Origin of the sequence: Dysgonomonas sp. BGC7 (assembly GCF_001261735.1) — a bacterium.
Taxonomy (GTDB): domain Bacteria; phylum Bacteroidota; class Bacteroidia; order Bacteroidales; family Dysgonomonadaceae; genus Dysgonomonas.
The window spans coordinates 14,456-33,778 of record NZ_CVRP01000013.1 but is presented as its reverse complement, the minus strand read 5'-3'; the positions used below and the strand labels follow the sequence as shown (position 1 = coordinate 33,778).

General features: G+C 36.9%; 17 protein-coding genes. 10 read left to right on the top strand and 7 right to left on the bottom strand.

Annotation, left to right across the window (positions count from 1 at the left end; translation table 11 throughout):
* Positions 1–16 precede the first annotated feature (16 nt).
* Both BGC7_RS12355 and BGC7_RS12350 read right to left on the bottom strand, forming a co-directional pair.
* Entirely contained in the window at positions 17–799 is a 783-nt protein-coding gene (locus BGC7_RS12355) for a sulfide/dihydroorotate dehydrogenase-like FAD/NAD-binding protein (RefSeq protein WP_050701914.1), read from the bottom strand.
* A gap of 139 nt (positions 800–938) precedes the next feature.
* Entirely contained in the window at positions 939–2,606 is a 1,668-nt protein-coding gene (locus BGC7_RS12350; RefSeq protein ID WP_050701913.1) for a tetratricopeptide repeat protein, read from the bottom strand.
* Positions 2,607–2,894: 288 nt separating this feature from the next.
* Here BGC7_RS12350 and BGC7_RS12345 point away from each other — a divergent pair, with 288 nt between their 5' ends.
* A complete protein-coding gene (locus tag BGC7_RS12345; RefSeq protein ID WP_050701912.1) occupies positions 2,895–3,356 on the top strand; it encodes a DUF3244 domain-containing protein in 462 nt (153 codons plus the stop codon).
* A gap of 530 nt (positions 3,357–3,886) precedes the next feature.
* Here the strand turns inward: BGC7_RS12345 and tsaB are convergent.
* Positions 3,887–4,594 carry a tRNA (adenosine(37)-N6)-threonylcarbamoyltransferase complex dimerization subunit type 1 TsaB gene (gene tsaB / locus BGC7_RS12340; RefSeq protein WP_050701911.1) on the bottom strand — a complete coding sequence of 236 codons (708 nt, stop codon included), beginning with the start codon at positions 4,592–4,594 and terminating at the stop codon, positions 3,887–3,889.
* Positions 4,595–4,773: 179 nt separating this feature from the next.
* Between tsaB and rnr the strand changes: the two genes are divergently transcribed.
* Together rnr and BGC7_RS12330 are read left to right on the top strand one after the other, a co-directional pair.
* The gene (rnr, locus tag BGC7_RS12335; protein WP_050701910.1) at positions 4,774–6,930 is read left to right on the top strand and encodes a ribonuclease R; all 2,157 of its coding nucleotides are present in this window, start codon (positions 4,774–4,776) and stop codon (positions 6,928–6,930) included.
* A gap of 203 nt (positions 6,931–7,133) precedes the next feature.
* Positions 7,134–7,826, top strand: coding sequence for an AIM24 family protein (locus BGC7_RS12330; RefSeq protein WP_050701909.1), 693 nt, complete (start codon positions 7,134–7,136; stop codon positions 7,824–7,826).
* Positions 7,827–7,913: 87 nt separating this feature from the next.
* Here the strand turns inward: BGC7_RS12330 and sufB are convergent, their stop codons facing one another.
* On the bottom strand, positions 7,914–9,371 hold the full coding sequence (sufB, locus tag BGC7_RS12325; protein ID WP_050701908.1) for a Fe-S cluster assembly protein SufB: 1,458 nt from the start codon (positions 9,369–9,371) through the stop codon (positions 7,914–7,916).
* Between the two features lie 499 nt (positions 9,372–9,870).
* Here sufB and coaA point away from each other — a divergent pair, with 499 nt between their 5' ends.
* Entirely contained in the window at positions 9,871–10,812 is a 942-nt protein-coding gene (gene coaA, locus BGC7_RS12320) for a type I pantothenate kinase (protein ID WP_050701907.1), read from the top strand.
* A gap of 81 nt (positions 10,813–10,893) precedes the next feature.
* On the opposite strand, the gene BGC7_RS12315 is transcribed toward coaA, so the two are convergent.
* Positions 10,894–11,967 (bottom strand): aldose epimerase family protein, encoded by a 1,074-nt coding sequence (locus BGC7_RS12315; RefSeq protein ID WP_050701906.1) that lies wholly within the window; start codon positions 11,965–11,967, stop codon positions 10,894–10,896.
* A 283-nt stretch (positions 11,968–12,250) separates the two neighbouring features.
* Between BGC7_RS12315 and BGC7_RS12310 the strand changes: the two genes are divergently transcribed.
* The 6 genes from BGC7_RS12310 to folK are packed head-to-tail and all read left to right on the top strand — an operon-like array spanning position 12,251 to position 16,517.
* Positions 12,251–13,129, top strand: coding sequence for a cell division protein FtsX (locus tag BGC7_RS12310; protein ID WP_050701905.1), 879 nt, complete (start codon positions 12,251–12,253; stop codon positions 13,127–13,129).
* A 5-nt stretch (positions 13,130–13,134) separates the two neighbouring features.
* Positions 13,135–13,392: a DUF3098 domain-containing protein gene (locus BGC7_RS12305; RefSeq protein WP_050701904.1), complete on the top strand. Its 258-nt coding sequence runs from the start codon at positions 13,135–13,137 to the stop codon at positions 13,390–13,392.
* A 17-nt stretch (positions 13,393–13,409) separates the two neighbouring features.
* Positions 13,410–14,261: an undecaprenyl-diphosphate phosphatase gene (locus BGC7_RS12300; RefSeq protein ID WP_050701903.1), complete on the top strand. Its 852-nt coding sequence runs from the start codon at positions 13,410–13,412 to the stop codon at positions 14,259–14,261.
* Positions 14,261–14,953 carry a tRNA pseudouridine(55) synthase TruB gene (truB, locus tag BGC7_RS12295; protein ID WP_050701902.1) on the top strand — a complete coding sequence of 231 codons (693 nt, stop codon included), beginning with the start codon at positions 14,261–14,263 and terminating at the stop codon, positions 14,951–14,953. Before BGC7_RS12300 ends, truB begins: the two co-directional genes overlap by 1 nt.
* Positions 14,954–14,982: 29 nt before the next feature.
* Complete coding sequence (gene queA, locus BGC7_RS12290; protein ID WP_050701901.1) at positions 14,983–16,032, top strand: tRNA preQ1(34) S-adenosylmethionine ribosyltransferase-isomerase QueA; 1,050 nt, start codon at positions 14,983–14,985, stop codon at positions 16,030–16,032.
* Positions 16,032–16,517 carry a 2-amino-4-hydroxy-6-hydroxymethyldihydropteridine diphosphokinase gene (folK, locus tag BGC7_RS12285; RefSeq protein WP_050701900.1) on the top strand — a complete coding sequence of 162 codons (486 nt, stop codon included), beginning with the start codon at positions 16,032–16,034 and terminating at the stop codon, positions 16,515–16,517. Before queA ends, folK begins: the two co-directional genes overlap by 1 nt.
* A gap of 24 nt (positions 16,518–16,541) precedes the next feature.
* On the opposite strand, the gene BGC7_RS12280 is transcribed toward folK, so the two are convergent.
* Together BGC7_RS12280 and BGC7_RS12275 are read right to left on the bottom strand one after the other, a co-directional pair.
* Positions 16,542–17,996, bottom strand: coding sequence for a glycoside hydrolase family 10-like protein (locus tag BGC7_RS12280; RefSeq protein WP_050701899.1), 1,455 nt, complete (start codon positions 17,994–17,996; stop codon positions 16,542–16,544).
* A 1-nt stretch (position 17,997) separates the two neighbouring features.
* On the bottom strand, positions 17,998–19,323 hold the full coding sequence (locus BGC7_RS12275; RefSeq protein ID WP_087880073.1) for a TldD/PmbA family protein: 1,326 nt from the start codon (positions 19,321–19,323) through the stop codon (positions 17,998–18,000).

Here is a 19,323-nt window from a genome sequence, read left to right as displayed (position 1 = left end):
AGTAGTGAATATAGTATTAGTTGTAGGCTCTTAGCCTCATGAGCATTTCATCGAAATCTACTTCGTGAGCATTAAATTCAGGTCCATCTACACATACAAATTTGGTCTTTCCTCCAACAGTTATACGACATGCACCGCACATACCTGTACCATCTACCATTATTGTATTGAGAGAGGCCATTGTAGGCACATTGTATTTCTGTGTGAGTAATGAAACGAATTTCATCATAATGGCAGGTCCTATGGTTACACATAGATCAACTTTTTCGCGATTTATAACCATTTCAACGCCATTAGTGACAAGACCTTTGTTCCCATAAGAGCCATCGTCTGTCATAACAATAACTTCATCTGAATATTCAGCAACCTGTTTTTCCAGTATAACTAAATCTTTACTTCGCGCTGCAAGGACTGATATCACTTTATTCCCGGCTTTTTTCATTGCTTCTATTATGGGCAGCATAGGTGCAATACCAACACCTCCTCCGGCACATATTACTGTTCCATAGTTTTCTATGTGCGTGGCTTGTCCCAAAGGACCTACAACATCGGTTATGTAATCACCTTCGTTCAGTGCACAGATCTTTTTCGAAGATTCTCCTACAGCCTGAATTACAATGGTGATTGTTCCTTTCTCTGTATTTGAGGCGGCAATAGTGAGGGGGATGCGCTCTCCTTTGTCACCCACTCTGATGATAACAAAGTGTCCGGCTTTACGGCTCTTAGCGATAAGAGGAGCTTCTACCTCGAATTTAACTACATTTTCAGAGAAATACTCTTTAGCTACAATTTTGTTCATTAAGCTTGTTGTTTAGAATATATGTCTTAAATAATTAGCGTTTGATAACATTTTATCAAAAACAGGTCATGAAAAGCAAAGTTACGACAAAGTTTATATCTATAAGAATAACTAAAGGATAAATATATCCTCCGACTCGTCATTTTAAAGATTTTGATAAGAAATCTATGATATTTCCATAACCGTCTATTCCCAGTTTCTTTCGAACTGATGATTTTTTCATTTGAATAGTATTCACACTAAAATTCATTATGACAGAGATCTCTGTATTGCTCAATCCGGCATATGCCAAACAGCATATTCTAAATTCAGATTCGTCCAGCTGTGTGTATTTGGAGCGCAGGGCTGAAGGGAATCCTTTATAAAGTTGTTCCATTGTCAGATAGATAAGGTCCCAATCTATTGACTTCTCATTGTATACTATTTCATTTACTTTCCGAAGAAGTCGTTGACCTTGTTTTTTCTCGTCTTCTCTCAAATGCGTTTCTATCAAAGCAACTTTTTTCAATATGTCGAAATGTTGTAATAATACCTTTCTGAAAGAATTCTCTTTTTCATTGAAGCTATCTGCCAAATCTTTCATATTGGATATTTTGTGTTCGGCATCCGATAGCGCCTCTTTGTTTTTTACATTTTTCCAATAGAAGACAATGACCATTGCTAATATGAAAACCAGAAGAATGAGTATTATCAGGAAAGCCGACTGTTTTTCGATCAATAAACGGTTGTTTTCGTTCTGAACTAACTCGAAATTGTATTTTTTCTGAACATCAAGTATTGCTTGATTATTCTTCTTTTTTATTACTTTGTTTAGTTCCTTGGTGTATTCTTTATGATAAATAAGTGCCTCTTTGTAATTACCAGTGTTTTCCTCTATGTTGCTTAGTAATTGGTAAATGCCATATTTTAGAGAGAATTCATCTTCGGCTTGTATGAGACTCAATGATTTATTCAGATAAGACAGAGTAGAATCTCTGTTGTTTTCTTTATTGAAAGAGTATGCAATATTGAAATATAATTTTGCCTTTTGTCCATTTGTGGTTGCATAACCTATAGATTTCTTGAAATAATCCCTTGCCTGTATAGTATTGCCAGATGTGCTAAAAGCTGAGCCAATGTTTTGTAGGATAAATACAAACTCGGATGAGTCTTTGTGTACTGTGGCCAGATGGAGGCTTTTGTCATAGTAGAAGAAACTGCTGTCAAGTTGGTTATTCACAAAATAAGACATCCCTAACTTATCGAAAGATATTATCTCATTCTTGTAGTTACCCGATTCTTTGAAATATAAAGCTGCTTTTTTATATCTGGAGATAGCTTCTTCGTTCATTAACTGAGCTAAGTATAAATCTCCTACACAGTGTTCTATGAGGCCTTTTAGGGTATTGTCTCCATACTCTTTTGCATAAGATTCAGCTTCCAAATAAGCTGACATTGCTGCTTCTTTTTCATTCTTTTCAGCTAAAATGAGTCCACTATAGAAAGAAGCTAGGGCAGCTTTGTCTATTTTTCCTGTTTTTTCGAAATATTCTTTTGCTTTAAATACTAGGGTGTCATCTGCAATGCTCCTGTGAGTCTTATCTTTTGCCTGAACACTAAGTAATATGTATTTATTAAATGCCTCCTCACTTAGCTCTTTAGGGTGCACCTCTATTTCCAATAAATGCAATGCACTATCGGGGCTTTGTGTCATTAGCTGTTCAGCACGGTCTAAGACAACTTCACTCTTGTTTTCTTGTATGCTGCAAAAGGTAAAACCTAATAGGAAAACAGAGATAATTAAAAGGCGAATCTTGGTATAAAACATTGGCAAATTTTATTTCGATATGAAAGTACAAAAAGAATCGATTAGTAGATGTAATTTATGAAAAAAATACGAAAATAGAGATTGTGGAAGATCTATATAGCTGTTCAAATAATCTATATTTGGTCTAATTCATATTGTTTTAAATGTTTGATATATATATAATTATATTTTTTGTTTTAAATAAAAATCTATATTAATAAAAAAAACATTGCTTTTCCATTCTCTTAGAGTTAGCTTTGTTACAAACGACAATATAATTGCCCATTCTAAATCTAAATTTTCACAATTATGAGAAAAATTCATCTATTGCTTATTCTGGCATTTTCCCTTTCTTGTATCTTATGTACACAAGTTCATTCTTTTAATAATCTTAAAGATCAACTTTATATTTTAAAGGATGACGAAGAGTGGGATGAAATATTAGCAGAAATAATGACAGGTACAGGTAGGCCAAGAGCGGCTTCTGCAAGAACTGCGTCTGCTGCAACATCCTCTGTATCAACCAGTATTCGCCCTGTAAGGATATTTAAAAACGCATTTTTCCTAAAATTAAACTTGTCAATTAGTGAAACAGTAGCAATAAAGATAACCGATACAGATAACTCTCGCGTTTACTCTACTAAGTTTGTTCCTGGAAAATCTAACGATATTTTAGTAAATATTGCTGGATGGGAAAGTGGAAAATATAATATCACATTTACTAATACTTCAGGTGTGGTTATTGCTAAAGCAACAGTGGAAATAAACTAGAAGAATATTAATGATAAAATTCCCTTAAACTTAGCTTATTTACAATTATTTTAGGGAAGTCTTTTGCAACAGATTTTTGCAAATAGCAATTAGAAAAGAGTGAATCTTGGAGATTCGCTCTTTTTTATGTCTAAAACGGAGCTATATGCAATATTCTCGATATATTAAAATCTATATTTGTTATCTGTATTTGTCTTGTTAAGTTCAATGAAACAGTGAGTTATGCTTGTGTTGATGCCTAAAAATCTATACTGAGAAAAAAACTATTGTTTTCTTGTTTTCTAAGGACTAGCTTTGTTGAAGTATTCAAGAGTTAGAATTTAGTTTGGGAAAACATAATATATCTTTATACTTATCAATTACTGGATTGATATTATTTAGACTTAGCTTATTTACAATTATTTTAGAGAAGTCTTTTGCAACTGCTATTTGCAAAGAACAACATGGGAAAGAGTGAGTCTTGGCGATTCGCTCTTTTTTGTTATAATATTATAGAGAAATTGTATAGGTGATTAATGATAAAGTAGGTATTATTTATTCTGAGAATGCAATACTTTATTCTTAGGAATAGTAGCAACGAATTCTTTCAGATAAAAAGGTTCGAAATAAGCTGTGTCGACAAATCTTTTTTCGCTATAATCTTTGTTTGCTAGCTTTATCATGTCTTTTGCATGAGGGTAAATATTTTCTAAAAATATAGCATTCGAATGTTTTAATATATCTCTACATTTACCAGCTCCATTGCCGAAAAATAAAACTTTGTTTTTATCCAAAATATCGGTAAACGAATCTTCATTTATAATATCGGCAGATACCGGGCAAAGTTCTTTCAGGTTACTATCTAATAGTACATCGTAAACTTCCATTCTGCGGGCATCTATCATTGGGCAAAAAACAGAGGCTTCATTAGTGTTATTATTGTTCAGTACACCTGAAGTCATTATGTGAAGAGTGTTAATTGCTATAAGAGGAATCCCCATGCCAAAACAAAGACCTTTTGCTTCCGATACACCGATGCGTAGTCCTGTATATGATCCCGGGCCACAACTAACGGCAACCGCATCGAGTTTTATTTTCTTTGATCGGAGGTGGCGTACAGCTTCATCGACAAAACTGCCTAATAACACTGCATGTGAAGGGCCTTTCAGCTCCTCTTTCTGAAATATTACATTGTCGTTGTCGGACACTACTACAGAGCAAACCTCTGTTGCTGTTTCTATATTTAAAATACAAGGCATAATATCTATATTATAAAAAAACAAAATTAGACAATTTCTTATAAAAATACTCTATACACATAAATTCAGATGACAACATTAATTCTTTTTTGTACATTTGGTCTTAGTATTTTGAGTATGTAGGTAAACAATACTCGTCAAAAAAATGTTTTTAAGAAATAACAATTACGAGATATACTATGAGTAAAAAGAAGGTAACTCACAAAACCGAAAAAAGAAAAACAAAAACAGATATAATACATACTGTTGTAAATTTTTTCAATAAACATTCGGAAGAATCATTTAGTTACAAACAAGTTGCGGAGAAACTGGGGCTGAAGAAGCCCGCAGAAAAACAACTTATAAATAATATACTATACGATCTGTTGGAAGACGCATTTATTATAGAAAGTGCACGTGGTAAATTCAAATCAAATAATAGAGGAATATTTTTAGAAGGCTCTTTCGAAAGAAGGAGTAATGGAAAGAATTTCTTTATTGTAGATGGAGATGATGAAAACGGACATATTTTTGTAGCAGAGCGAAACTCTGCTCATGCAATGAATGGAGATCGGGTGAAAGTACAAATGCTGGCTAAACGCAAAGGACGTGATCCTGAAGCAGAGGTGATAGAGATTCTGGAAAGAAAACAGAGTACGTTCGTTGGTACTCTCGATGTGCAAAAGCAATTTGCATTTTTGGTGATGGATAGTAAAATATTGGCTAATGATATTTTTATTCCGAAAGATAATTTAAAAGGAGGCAAAGACGGAGATAAGGCTCTTGTCGAAGTCGTTGAATGGCCTAAAAAAGCAAAAAATCCGATAGGGAAAGTTGTAGATATATTAGGGCAGGCCGGAGAGAACAATACAGAGATGAATGCTATTTTGGCCGAATTTGGTCTTCCATATAAGTATCCGGAAAAGGTAGAAGATGCTGCTAATAAAATTTCTGATGAAATAACAAAAGAAGAGATAGCAAAGCGTGAGGATATGAGGACTACTACAACCTTTACTATAGATCCCCGTGATGCAAAAGACTTTGATGATGCCCTTTCTATCAAGCAACTTAAAAATGGCCGTTGGGAAGTTGGTGTACATATTGCTGACGTAACTCATTATGTGCAGGAAGGAGATGTAATAGACAAGGAAGGAGAAAGCAGAGCTACTTCAATATATCTTGTGGACAGAACAATACCGATGTTGCCCGAACGATTGAGCAATAATTTGTGTTCACTACGCCCCCATGAAGATAAATTGTGCTATTCTGTTGTATTCGAACTGGATGAAGATGCCAATATAAAGAAACACCGTATTGTTCGTACTGTAATTCACTCTGATAGACGATTTACATACGAAGAGGCTCAAGATATAATTGAAACAGGTGAAGGCGATTTTAAGGAAGAAGTCTTAAGATTAAATGATCTTGCCAAGAAGCTAAGGGCGAAACGATTTGATAATGGAGCTATAGCTTTCGACAGGCATGAGGTGAGATTTGAGATAGACGAAAAAGGGAAGCCTATAAGCGTCTACTTTAAGTATGCGAAAGAATCTAATAAGTTGATTGAAGAGTTTATGTTGCTTGCCAATCGTACTGTCGCCGAATTTGTAGGTAATGTGCCTAAAGATAAGACTGCAAAAACTTTTGTCTATCGTGTGCATGATGTGCCGAACAGTGAAAAGATGGAGAACTTGTCAGAATTTATATATCGGTTTGGGTATAAGATAAAAGTTGACGGGACTAAAACTGCTATTTCCAAGTCTATAAATCACCTGTTGGATGAAGTGAGTGGAAAACCCGAAGAAAACCTGATTTCTACGATAGCCATTCGTGCTATGGCTAAGGCTATATATTCTACAGTGAATATTGGGCACTATGGTTTGGCTTTTGAGTATTATACTCATTTTACGTCACCTATCAGGCGCTATCCGGATATGATGGTACACCGTTTGTTGACGAGATATCTCGATGGAGGCAGAAGTGTAAGTAAGCAATTGTACGAAGACAAATGCGAACATAGTTCTAATATGGAGCAGTTGGCAGCTAGTGCAGAGCGAGCTTCGATAAAATATAAACAAGTGGAATATATGTCAGACAAACTTGGACAGGTGTTTGATGCAGTTATATCAGGGATTACAGAATGGGGATTGTATGCCGAAATTAATGAAAATAAATGTGAGGGTATGATTCCTATTAGAGATCTTGATGATGATTTCTATGAATTTGATGAAAAAAATTATTGTCTTCGTGGACGCCGTAATAAACGTACGTACAGCCTTGGAGATTCGTTGAAAATAAAAGTGGCAAGGGCAAATCTGGAAAGAAAGCAGTTAGACTTTGCTTTAGTTGAGGATTAAAGAAAAAGGCTTCCCTAACAGGGGAGCCTTTCTTCTTTTTGTAGTTTGATAGTCTCCACAAAGTATATATTTCGACTTCGTATTTAATTAATTTGCTTATCGGGAAAAATATATTACTTTAGTATTTCCAATTATTGATTTAGACAAACAAAGACACAAAATATTCTATTTATTTTAATAACTATTTTATTAAACTTAACACTATGAATAAGTATTCTATTAAGGCACTTATTGAGGAAACTGCTCAAGACGAGTCTAAAAACGATTTTTTCCAGTTGGAAGGTCCATATATGTTGGAACTCAATATCAACAATCAAACTACAATGCTGAAAAAAGGAGCTATGGTGGCTTATACCGGCAATATCAAGTTTGAAAGAGAAGGTATGCTCAGTAAAGGTATAGGCAACTTGTTGAAAAAAACAATGTCAGGTGAGGGCACTACTATGATGAAAACTAGCGGAACAGGTAGAGTATATGCCGCAGACTTCGGTAAGAAAATCCGCATACTATATCTTGAGAATGAAACAATAATAGTGAATGGGAATGATATTCTTGCTCATGAAGATTCTATAAAATCGGATGTAAAGATGATGAAGAGTGTTGCCGGAATGGTAGGCGGTGGCCTTTTTCAGGCTCAGCTTAGCGGAACAGGACATGTAGCAATAACTACTCACGGACAACCTCTTACTTTGTTGGTGAAACCGGGACAACCAGTATTTACCGATCCTAATGCAACTGTAGCATGGTCTGGAAGCTTGTCGCCTAAGATGAAAACAGATATTTCATTGAAAACATTGATCGGAAGAGGTAGTGGAGAAAGCTTCCAAATGCAATTTGAAGGAGATGGTTGGGTAATCGTTCAGCCATATGAGGAAGTATATGGTGCTGCACAATAAATAAACTACTTCCTTTATAGGATATTAATGATAAAAAGAGCTATTCAAAAATGGGAATAGCTCTTTTTTATGCTCCTTACTTGAGTATTATCCTACACTACCTTCAAGGCTTATTTGTAATAGCTTTTGTGCTTCTACAGCAAATTCCATTGGTAGGTTTTGCATCACTTCTTTTGCATATCCGTTTACGATCAGTCCTACAGCCTCTTCTGTGCCTATTCCCCGTTGATTGCAATATAGTATCTGATCTTCGCTTATCTTAGAAGTCGTAGCCTCATGTTCTATAATAGCACTCGGATTTGCAATGTCAGAATATGGGAAAGTGTGCGCACCGCATTTATCTCCTAATAGTAAGCTGTCGCACTGTGAATGGTTGCGTGCCCCTTCTGCCTTAGAAGATACTTTTACTAGACCTCTGTATGAATTTTGGCTAAATCCTGCCGAGATACCTTTCGATACAATACGGCTTCTGGTATTTTTGCCAATGTGGATCATTTTTGTTCCCGTGTCGGCCTGTTGATAATTGTTTGTTACGGCCACAGAGTAGAATTCACCGATGGAATCGTCTCCGGCAAGTATGCAAGAAGGATATTTCCATGTTACAGCAGAACCTGTTTCTACCTGTGTCCACGATATTTTAGAGCCTCTGCCTTTGCAAATGCCTCTTTTAGTTACAAAGTTATAGATACCACCTTTGCCCTCTTTGTCGCCCGGATACCAGTTCTGTACTGTAGAATATTTTACTTCTGCGTGATCGAGAGCTACAATCTCTACAATAGCAGCATGTAGTTGATTCTCGTCGCGCATAGGTGCGGTACAGCCTTCCAGATAGCTTACGTAAGAATCATCGTCGGCTACGATCAATGTACGTTCAAATTGTCCTGTATTAGCTGCATTGATACGGAAATATGTTGATAGTTCCATAGGGCAACGCACACCTTTTGGTATATAAACGAACGATCCATCGCTGAACACAGCAGAATTGAGCGTGGCGAAGAAATTGTCACGGTAAGGAACCACCGAGCCTAAATATTTTTTTACCAGTTCGGGATGATCTTGTACAGCATCGCTGAAAGAGCAGAAAATAATGCCTTTTTCGGCAAGCACTTCTTTAAATGTTGTCTTCACCGACACGCTGTCTACTACTGCGTCTACTGCCATACCTTGTACTCCGGCAAGTATTTCGCGCTCGTGGAGAGGAACTCCCAGTTTGTCGAAAGTCTTTAAAAGCTCAGGGTCTACTTCTTCGAGGCTTTTTGGACCATCTTTCTTTTTGGGTGCAGCAAAATAACTGATGCTCTGATAATCTATTTCGGGGATATTAAGATGAGCCCACACCGGCATATCCATTGTAAGCCAATGGCGATATGCTTTCAGCCGATATTCCAATAGCCATTCCGGCTCGTTTTTCTTAGCCGAAATAAGACGAACTACATCTTCGTTGAGCCCTACTGGAATTATCTCTGTTTCTATGTCTGTTACAAAGCCATATTTATAATCACCCGAGGTAACTTCTTCTAAAATTTTATCTTGAGTTTCTTGCATGAATTTTTTTATTTAAGCCTTTGTTTTTTCTTTATCAGAATTTTATCCTTCATAATGAATAATCAGGCTGGTTAATTACCGAATTGCAAAGATAAGATATTCTGATTACTTATAAACATATATAAATATTTTACATCACTCATAGAACAGCTATAATACAGCTATTGTTTATAGATTTGCTTTTTATAACTATTGAGAGTTTGCTAGTGGACTTATTTTAAACGTATGTATCTTCGATTCGAGTTAAGAGTGATTTTAACTAAAACCTGACAAACTTGTACACTTTTTATTCGTTTTTTCTGTTGTCATTTTTTTTCTTTCTTTTATTAGGCTCCAGCTTACTGTCGATTTATAGATAAACTTTTGTTATCCTAACAATGGATCTTCTTCCGGTATAGCTAAAGTTATGTTTTTTGTCTCGACTGTTCTAAAAACAATGAAGGTTGACTCGTAACTTATAAGTTTTCTCTACCTTTGCATAGTCTTTAAATAAGAATAAATGGAAATCCTCCCAACAAGTCCTTATATGCAGTTTTCGCGCAAACAGTGGGCTGCCCTGCGCGATTCGGAGCCAATGACGCTTACTTACGAAGAATTGTTGACTTTGCAAGGTATCGATCACGAGTTGTCTATTGATGAGGTCGAGGATGTTTATTTGCCTCTTTCCCGTTTATTGAGTTATTATGTAAATGCCCGTACTAGCCGTCAGACGGTTTTAATGAAGTTTTTGAAACAAGAATTCGTTAAGATTCCTTTTATTATAGGTATTGCAGGTAGTGTATCTGTTGGTAAAAGCACCACAGCACGCGTGTTGCAGGCGTTGCTTAGCCGATGGAAAGAGAATACAAGGGTAGCATTGGTGACAACCGATGGTTTTTTATATCCTAATGCAGTTTTGGAAGAAAAAGGCATTATGCTGAAAAAGGGTTTTCCTCAGTCGTACGATATAAAACATCTGCTAAAATTTGTAACTGATATAAAATCGGGACAGAAAAATCTTCGAGTACCCAAATACTCTCATCTTATTTATGATGTAATACCTAATGAGTTTCAGATTATAGACCAACCCGATATCCTCATTATAGAAGGATTGAACGTTTTGCAGAGCGGCATGGATTATCCTCACGAAAGGCCTCGTAGGTTTGTTTCCGATTATGTGGATTTCTCCATTTATGTAGATGCCGAAGAGACAAAATTGGAAGAATGGTATATTTCCCGTTTTATGAAGTTCCGAAAAGGGGCTTTTACCAATCCCGACTCTTATTTCCATAGCTTTGCGCAGCTTACAGAGAAGAAAGCTATAAGTACAGCTAAAACCATCTGGCGAGAAATAAATCGCAAAAACCTGCGCAACAATATTCTACCCACTCGCGAGCGAGCCAGCCTTATATTACATAAGGGAGAGAAGCATGCTGTGGATTATGTCAGCCTTCGTAAATAATTGTGATTCTGTATTAAAGAGTTTGTGAAACCTCTCTGCTCTTTTTTGTGGTAAAAAAAGCAAAGAGGCTATATTAGCTTGTTATTTTACTGAGAACTGGTGAGAGGTCTTACTTTTGAATACTTCTCCCGGTCTGAGGATGACACTCGGATATTCCGGCTTGTTGATACTGTCCGGAAAATGTTGAGTTTCGAAGCAAACGGCAGCTCGTGCCGGATAACGATGCCCGTGTTTTCCTTCGAAGTTGCCTGACATCCAATTTCCTGTATATACTTGTACTCCCGGTTCTGTGGTGTATATTTTCATTTCTATGCCACTCTTCGGAGAGTAACATTCGACAGCCAAAGCCATCTCTCCATCCTTCTTGTCGAGAACAAATGTATGGTCATATCCTTTGCCAAAGTGCAATTGCTCGAAGTCGTTATCTATACGTTCCCCTATAGTGTGAGATGTAGTGAAATCGAACGGTGTTCCTTTCACCGGCTCTGGTTTACCATAAGGAATTGCTGTGTCGTCTGTTGGCAGATAATGTGATGCTTGTATGGTTAGTATATGATCGTTTACACTAGAGTCCCCTTCTCCCGAGAGGTTGAAATAGGAGTGATTTGTTAGGTTGAGTATTGTTGCCTTGTCTGTAGTGGCTTCGTATGTAATATCCAGACTGTTGTCATCTGTCAGCTTATATGTGATTTTTACGCTCAGGTTGCCGGGGAAGCCTTCTTCTCCATCTTTCGATAGGTATGTTAACTCTATTGTCTGGTTGTCCGTCTGCACAGCATCCCATACTACAGCATTGAAGCCTTTTAGTCCACCATGTAGATTGTTTGGCCCATTGTTGATTGCTAATTTGTATGTTATTCCATCGAGAGAAAACTGTCCTTTTGCTATGCGGTTCCCTGTTCGGCCACACACAGCACCGAAATATGGTTCTTCCGAATTGAGATATTCTGCGAGATTGTTATGTCCTAAAACTACATCGGTAAGTTTTCCTGTTTTGTCGGGTATGGAAAGAGAGACTATTTTTGCTCCATAATTTATTATGGTTGCTTCCGCTCCTTTACTATTTGAGAGGATGTACATTTTTACTTCTTTTCCGTCTACTTTTTCTGAAAACCCGTCAAGAGCGAGCCCCGATTTGGTTTGGTTTGTTTGCATGATATTATATTAATATGTTTTATGTGTTCAATAGTAAAAAGCAAGATATACTATCTTCCTTTTACTTAACTTTTTTAGTGACAATCAACATAGAGTGTTTTCTGTAATGGGCAAATATACAATAATAATTTGCCATAGAAAGATGTTGATTTATCTATATACTAAGTTATTTATTAAAAAATATGAAAATAATACTAAGACAGCTATTTATTTTGTTTCTTTGCAGCGAATTTGGGTGTGTTGTACCCATGCTATTTTGCTTCTTTAATTGTCTCAGTACAATATGTCGGATAAACGTCAGGTTAAAACAGTATCGTTATTTACATCAGGGGTGATTACTACCATTAGTATTACTCTTGTACTTTTTCTGTTGGGACTCACTGTTTTAATAGGATTTACAGGTAAGGGATTATCTTCTTATATAAAAGAGCGGATGGGGATTTCTATTGAGCTTGCCGGAGATATGTCCGAAGCTGCCATTGCGAAGACTAAAGCTAAAATAGAGGCTATTCCTTATGTTAAATCTACAGCCTATATTAGTAAAGAAGAGGTGAAAGCCGAATTGTTAGAAAATTTGGGCGGCGATCCAGAGGAAGTTTTGGGGTACGATCCGTCGAAAAGCTATTTTGATGTATTCATCAAATCACAATACGTAAATACTGATAGCATAAAGAAAGTAGAAGCAGCCTTTAAAGATTTTAAATTGACTAAGGGGTTATCTTTTAAAGAAGAAGATATTGCGCAGGCAAATCAAAATTTATCTAAAATAGGCTCTATTCTCCTTGTTTTGGCTGTTATACTGATTGTTATATCATTTACACTGATTCGCAATACAATACAATTAAATATCTACTCCAAGCGTTTTATTATCAATACAATGCAACTTGTTGGTGCGACGAATGGCTTCATTCGGCGGCCTTTTATTTTTAGCACAGTAATTTCGGGAATAATTGCGGCTATATTAGCCAATGTGGCCATTACAGGTGTCGTATATTATTTTACCCGCGAATATCCTGATTTGTTGTCTATTGTAACTATGACAGAGTTAGCTATGGTATATGTGGCGGTTTTGATTTGCGGTGTGTTAATTACGGTTTTGGCAACGATATCCGCTGTAAATAGATATTTGAAGATGAAAACGAATAAACTTTATCACGTTTAAAAGATATGGATAAAAAAGATTTTGCATTTGCTAAGCTGAACTATATCATTTGTATAGTTGCAATACTGCTTATCATAGTGGGGTTTGTGCTTATGACAGGGCCTTCATCGAGTATAGAAGGAGGCTTTGAGCCCGATATATTCAGTACCCGCCGCATAGAGGTTGCTCCGATGGTTTGTTTTGTAGGATTCTTATTAATGATTGTCGGGGTACTATATCCTCGTCCGAAAGAGTCTTCAGAAGAGAATAAAGAACTAAACTAAATTCAAGCTTACAATAAATGAGTATTATAGAGGCAATTATTATTGCTATTGTAGAAGGACTAACCGAATTCCTTCCAGTATCTTCTACTGGTCATATGATTATCGCACAAAGCCTGTTGGGTATAGAGAGTAATGAGTTTGTGAAAGCTTTTACGGTTATTATCCAGTTTGGAGCTATTTTGTCGGTTATAGTATTATACTGGAAACGTTTTTTTCAATTAAAAGAAACCCCGTCTAAAGATAAATTAGGATTTATCAAATATTTCTTGATAAAATTCGAATTCTATTGGAAATTGCTGGTTGCATTTATTCCTGCTGCTGTTTTAGGACTCATTTTCAGCGACAAAATAGATGAGCTGTTGGAGAATGTAACCGTAGTTGCTGTAATGCTTGTGCTAGGTGGAGTTCTTATGTTGTTTGTAGATAAATTGTTCAATAACCCTGTAGAGGGAGAACAGGAAGTAACCTATAAGAATGCTTTTATCATCGGCTTCTTCCAATGTATAGCTATGATCCCGGGTGTGTCTCGCTCTATGGCTACTATCGTTGGGGGGATGACTCGGGGATTGAGTCGAAAAAATGCGGCTGAGTTTTCATTCTTTCTTGCCGTACCTACTATGGCTGCTGCAACAGGGTATAAACTATTGAAGCTTATAACTTCCGATACAGGTTTTGGTTTGTTGCAGGAAAATATAGGAGTACTCATAATAGGTAATGTTGTCGCTTTTGTGGTAGCCTTGCTTGCTATCAAATTCTTTATTGGATTTGTAACTAAATATGGTTTTAAGTTGTTTGGGTGGTACCGTATCATTGTAGGTGGTATTATTTTGATACTACTTTTTTCCGGATATGAATTAACTATCATCTAATGGATTTTATAGAAGGAGAAATTTTATATATAAATAAGCCTCTTAACTGGACATCGTTTACTTTGGTACGAAAATTGCGTAATAAAATATGCAGAAAGCTAAACGTTAAAAAGCTGAAAGTAGGACATGCCGGAACACTTGACCCTTTGGCTACTGGAGTAATGATAGTATGTACCGGAAAGAAAACTAAATTGATAGAAACTTTCCAATATCAGACAAAGGAATATATTGCAACAATAAAACTTGGAGAGACAACGCCTTCTTTCGATTTAGAAACAGAGGTTGATGGTACGTATCCTACAGAACATATAACCAGAGAACTGGTAGAAACAAAACTTGTTCAGTTTGTAGGAGAAATACAGCAAATCCCTCCTGCCTATTCTGCTTGTAAAGTTGAAGGAAAGAGAGCCTATGATCTTGCGAGAGAAGGGAAAGAAGTGGATTTGAAACCAAAACTGTTGGTTATAGATGAAATAGAGCTTCTTGAGTGCGATTTGCCTATTGTAAAAGTAAGAGTAGTTTGCAGTAAAGGGACATATATCAGAGCCTTAGCAAGGGATATCGGAAAGGCTTTAAATTCTGGCGGACATCTCATTGCATTGGAACGTACCCGTATAGGAGAGGTCACATTAGACCAGTGTATTAAGGGTGAGGATATTGAAGCATTTGTAGATGCTTTGTTGATTGACTAAAATAGAAAAAATAATAACGATAATAAAAAATGAAACTTTCTCAATTTAAATTTGATCTTCCGGAAGAGCTCATAGCTTCTCATCCGGCTAATAATAGAGATGAATCTCGTTTGTTGGTCTTGAATCGTAAAACTGGAGAAATTGAACATAAACTCTTTAAAGACATTATTAACTATTTTGATGATAAAGATGTTTTTGTTTTCAACGATACGAAAGTTTTTCCTGCACGCCTTTATGGAAATAAAGAAAAAACAGGTGCTACGATCGAAGTGTTTTTACTTCGTGAACTAAATGAAGAATTTCACTTGTGGGATGTTTTAGTAGATCCTGCACGTAAGATTCGGATTGGAAACAAACTGTATTTTGGAGACAATGATGCCATGGTTGCCGAGGTTATTGATAATACAACATCTCGTGGACGTACACTACGCTTTTTGTACGATGGGCCATCTGAAGAGTTTAGACAGGCTTTGTATGCATTAGGCGAAACTCCGATACCGAAATATTTGAACAGAGGTGAGGAAAAAGAAGATAAGGAACGCTATCAGACTATCTTTGCAAAGAATGAAGGTGCTGTTGTAGCTCCTGCGGCAGGATTGCATTTTAGTCGCGAACTAATGAAACGTTTAGAGATAAAAGGTGTCGATTTTGCTTATGTTACGTTACATTCAGGCTTAGGGAATTACAGAGATATAGATGTAGAAGATCTTACCAAACATAAGATGGATTCTGAACAGCTTCAGATCACTCAGGATGCCGTAGATGTGGTAAATAATGCCAAAGATAAGGGACATCGTGTTTGTGCTGTGGGTACATCTGTGATGCGTGCTATAGAAACAATTGTGAGTACCGATGGACACCTGAAAACAAATGGAGGGTGGACTAACAAGTTTATTTTTCCTCCATACGATTTTGGTATAGCAGATTCTATGGTTACTAATTTTCATCTACCTCAATCTACACTGTTGATGATGACAGCCGCTTTTGGCGGATATGATCGCATAATGGATATTTATGAAAAGGCGATTAAAGAGAAATATCGTTTTGGTACATATGGCGATGCTATGCTTATAATCTGATGATATTAGAAAAAGAGAATTTGCATGATGTGTTTTTAGGTCTCGGCTCTAATTTGGGAGACAGAGGCGAAAATCTTGATCATGCTATAAACAATATAGAAAAGCGGATTGGTGAGGTCGTGTCCACCTCCGCTTTTTATATAACAGATCCTGTTGGGTTTGAATCAAAAAATCAGTTCTTGAATGCGGTCTGCGAAGTGAAAACTAAACTAGATCCTTTGATGGTTCTTAAGGAAACTCAGACCATTGAAAAGGAAATGGGGCGACAGATCAAGACCGTAAATGGAGTACATGCGGATCGAGTTATTGATATAGACTTACTTCTGTTCGATAACGAAACATACGATTCTCCTTGTTTAGTATTGCCTCATCCTCATTTACACGAACGGGCTTTTGTGCTTCTACCTTTAGCTGAAGTTGCCGGCAATTATGTACACCCTGTATTGCATAAAACGATTAATCAGTTGAAGGAAGAGTTGAAGTAAGCCTGTCCCTTTCTTTATATATTTTTAATGTTCTTCTTCTGAATGAACGAAATATGCAGGAAAGCATACAACACTCTCATTGTGATATCTGTCGGATGCTGTTAAAAAATAATAGAATCCAAATTCTCCAATACTAGGAAGGAAAGAATAGTTATTTGCACGTAAACCTGTTGTAAGAATAAAACTAGGGTTTTCCTTGTCGAATGTTTCAGTTGCAGATACATAAATATTGTAAGTGAAATCTTCCGTACTGTCCGGAGCTTCCCATGCTATGTTCAGATAACCTTCTTTGTCTTTCTGTATTTGTAAGTTTGTAGGTGAATTTGGAGAAACATCGTCAAGCCATGTTAAAGGTGGAAGTTTGGCTGGAGTAGGGTAGTAGACCTGTATGGAATCTCTTATCCCTTTGAGGTTGCTCAATACGTTGCCTGTGCGGAAGTAAGCCTGTCCCTTCACTTTGTTTTCCCTGATGTATTTCATTTGATCTTGAATGTCCTTTAGTGGCCAATTCTGCTCATCCATCTGATAAACCCCCAATCCCGGAACTACTATACGTCCGTTACTGTTAGCTACCCAATCGTCAAGAAACGGATAAAAATAACGTTCGCGATGATACATCATAGGAAATACCAAATCGTGTTTGCCACTGCGCATCCAATAGCCTGCATCTTGAAATACAGTTTCGTAGGCAGTCCACCCATCGTTGCGTGATATTTCGGGAAGTACTTTGTAACGTCCTAGAGGGGAGCTGCTAACTTGTACCCACTTTTTTATATCCTTTACTTCGTCATATACTTCCGTTACCAGTGTATTTATATTTTCTCTTCTCCAATCTTGCAAGGTTTTCCCGTTCCCATATTTTTTATATGTGTCATCATCCGGAAATTTACCCGTGTTGCTGGGATAACGTATATAGTCGAAGTGGATACCGTCTACATCATAATTGGAAACTATTTCTTTTACAATAGAACGTATCCTTTGTCTGCTTTCTGGTCTTCCGGGGTCGAGATACCATCTGTCCTCTATTGCTTTATAATAGTCAGGCTTATCGTTTACTATTGTTGCTTTCCTTCGTTTACCTTTTCCGGTGTACTTTATTGTGGCCTTTTCCATTGGGTATGTAATCAGCCATGCGTGACATTCCATTCCTCGTTTGTGGCATTCTGTTATGGTAAAATCCAAAGGATCAAAATCTTCAGATTGATTAAAGAATGGACTAAGACCTTCTATCTTAGATTTGTAAAATACTCTTCCATGTGCTCTTGTCTGGAAGAGTACTACATTAAAATTGTCGTTCTTAAGTTTGTCTAATATCTTTATCAATTCTTCTTTCTGTGCAGATACACTTGCACCCTGAGTTGGCCAGTCAAGTCCCCAATTGGTTGTTAACCAGACTGCCCTGACTTCTGTCGCCGGAGCTTGGGGATAAGCAAAGATTGAAAATAATGATAATATGATTAAAAGTTGTATACACTTCATTCTATAATCCGCTAAAGTTTACATCTCTGAAGAGAAGCGATGGTATGCGCCACGATGAATTTAAACGTGGATCGTTTCCTATTTCTTCAAGAGTTGACCATAAAGAGAGAATATTGCCGGTTATGTTCATCTCACTAACAGGGGTAGTTGCAATCCCTTTTTCTATAAGGAAGCCTTCTACCCCAAAAGAGAAGTCTCCTGTAGTCGAATTACTGTTCCCTCCATTAAAGCCGGTTATCCATATTCCTCTTTCTACAGATTGTAACAATTGATCGAAGTTTTTGTTGCCCAAATTTGTTTGTATTATAGATGGAGAACCTATTGTCGGGCTCATATCCATTTTCAGAGAGTTGTATGTGTCTATAAAATAAGAACTCAAGACTCCTTTTTCTATGAATGTATGTTCTTTGGTAGCAATACCTTCTCCATCAAATAGCCTTGCTCCAAATGCACGTTCCAGATGAGGAGTATCTTTTAGGCTCAACTTTTCGGAAACTATTTTTTGTCCTAATTTATCTATCAAAAACGAGTTCTTTTGTTGTAGTGCAGATCCATACATTGCACCGATTAGTGGCGAAAGCAATCGGGATGATGTCGTATTGTCCAGCAACATATCATATTTGCCAGATTTTATTTTTTTCTGTCCTATTTTTCTTAGTGCCCGTTCCAATGCTTTTTTACCAATGCCTCCTTTTTGTAAGTCAGCCCAATAGATTGCACTGTCGTACCAATAAGATTCGGCACGTGCATCACCATCGGTTTTCAGCGAAACAGATACAGAAACACTAAAGGCAGAGTCTATGCTTTCTGCTTCGAAGCCATTGCTGGCTATCATATATTCTGCTCCTACGCCATCGTCGTAAGAAGATGATATGGAGATTATGCGCTTTTCTGTTTCGTATATTTCTTCTATTGCTTGTTTGGCAAGTCCTAGTTTGTCTTCTGTGTCAATGGAGTCGAATGAAGCATCGTATAAGTCGAGGTCTGTATTGTCTGCTTTGTAATATCTCGACGAATCGGGCAGTTGGCGACATTTGTCTTCGGACAGATAGCGTGTAGAAGTAATTCCGTCTTGTATAAATTTCTCTAATTCGCTTCTTTCTATTCTATTGGTAGAGAAGGATCCATATCTGTTGTCTACAAACAATTCTATGTAGAGCTTGTTTTCTGAGCTCTGATGCAGCTTATCTAGCTGAGTATCTCTGTACTCGAACGAATTGTTATTTGCGGTAATAATTGAAACTCTCACCGATTGGCATCCGTTTTGCAGGGCAAACTGCATTGCCCATCGGGCTGTTTCTTTATGTTGTTGGCTTATGTTGTCCAT

Coding starts and splice junctions, on each gene's coding strand:
- BGC7_RS12355 (WP_050701914.1), bottom strand. CDS start 799: ATGAACAAAATTGTAGCTAAAGAGTATTTCTCTGAAAATGTAGTTAAA.
- BGC7_RS12350 (WP_050701913.1), bottom strand. CDS start 2,606: ATGTTTTATACCAAGATTCGCCTTTTAATTATCTCTGTTTTCCTATTA.
- BGC7_RS12345 (WP_050701912.1), top strand. CDS start 2,895: ATGAGAAAAATTCATCTATTGCTTATTCTGGCATTTTCCCTTTCTTGT.
- tsaB (WP_050701911.1), bottom strand. CDS start 4,594: ATGCCTTGTATTTTAAATATAGAAACAGCAACAGAGGTTTGCTCTGTA.
- rnr (WP_050701910.1), top strand. CDS start 4,774: ATGAGTAAAAAGAAGGTAACTCACAAAACCGAAAAAAGAAAAACAAAA.
- BGC7_RS12330 (WP_050701909.1), top strand. CDS start 7,134: ATGAATAAGTATTCTATTAAGGCACTTATTGAGGAAACTGCTCAAGAC.
- sufB (WP_050701908.1), bottom strand. CDS start 9,371: ATGCAAGAAACTCAAGATAAAATTTTAGAAGAAGTTACCTCGGGTGAT.
- coaA (WP_050701907.1), top strand. CDS start 9,871: ATGGAAATCCTCCCAACAAGTCCTTATATGCAGTTTTCGCGCAAACAG.
- BGC7_RS12315 (WP_050701906.1), bottom strand. CDS start 11,967: ATGCAAACAAACCAAACCAAATCGGGGCTCGCTCTTGACGGGTTTTCA.
- BGC7_RS12310 (WP_050701905.1), top strand. CDS start 12,251: ATGTCGGATAAACGTCAGGTTAAAACAGTATCGTTATTTACATCAGGG.
- BGC7_RS12305 (WP_050701904.1), top strand. CDS start 13,135: ATGGATAAAAAAGATTTTGCATTTGCTAAGCTGAACTATATCATTTGT.
- BGC7_RS12300 (WP_050701903.1), top strand. CDS start 13,410: ATGAGTATTATAGAGGCAATTATTATTGCTATTGTAGAAGGACTAACC.
- truB (WP_050701902.1), top strand. CDS start 14,261: ATGGATTTTATAGAAGGAGAAATTTTATATATAAATAAGCCTCTTAAC.
- queA (WP_050701901.1), top strand. CDS start 14,983: ATGAAACTTTCTCAATTTAAATTTGATCTTCCGGAAGAGCTCATAGCT.
- folK (WP_050701900.1), top strand. CDS start 16,032: ATGATATTAGAAAAAGAGAATTTGCATGATGTGTTTTTAGGTCTCGGC.
- BGC7_RS12280 (WP_050701899.1), bottom strand. CDS start 17,996: ATGAAGTGTATACAACTTTTAATCATATTATCATTATTTTCAATCTTT.
- BGC7_RS12275 (WP_087880073.1), bottom strand. CDS start 19,323: ATGGACAACATAAGCCAACAACATAAAGAAACAGCCCGATGGGCAATG.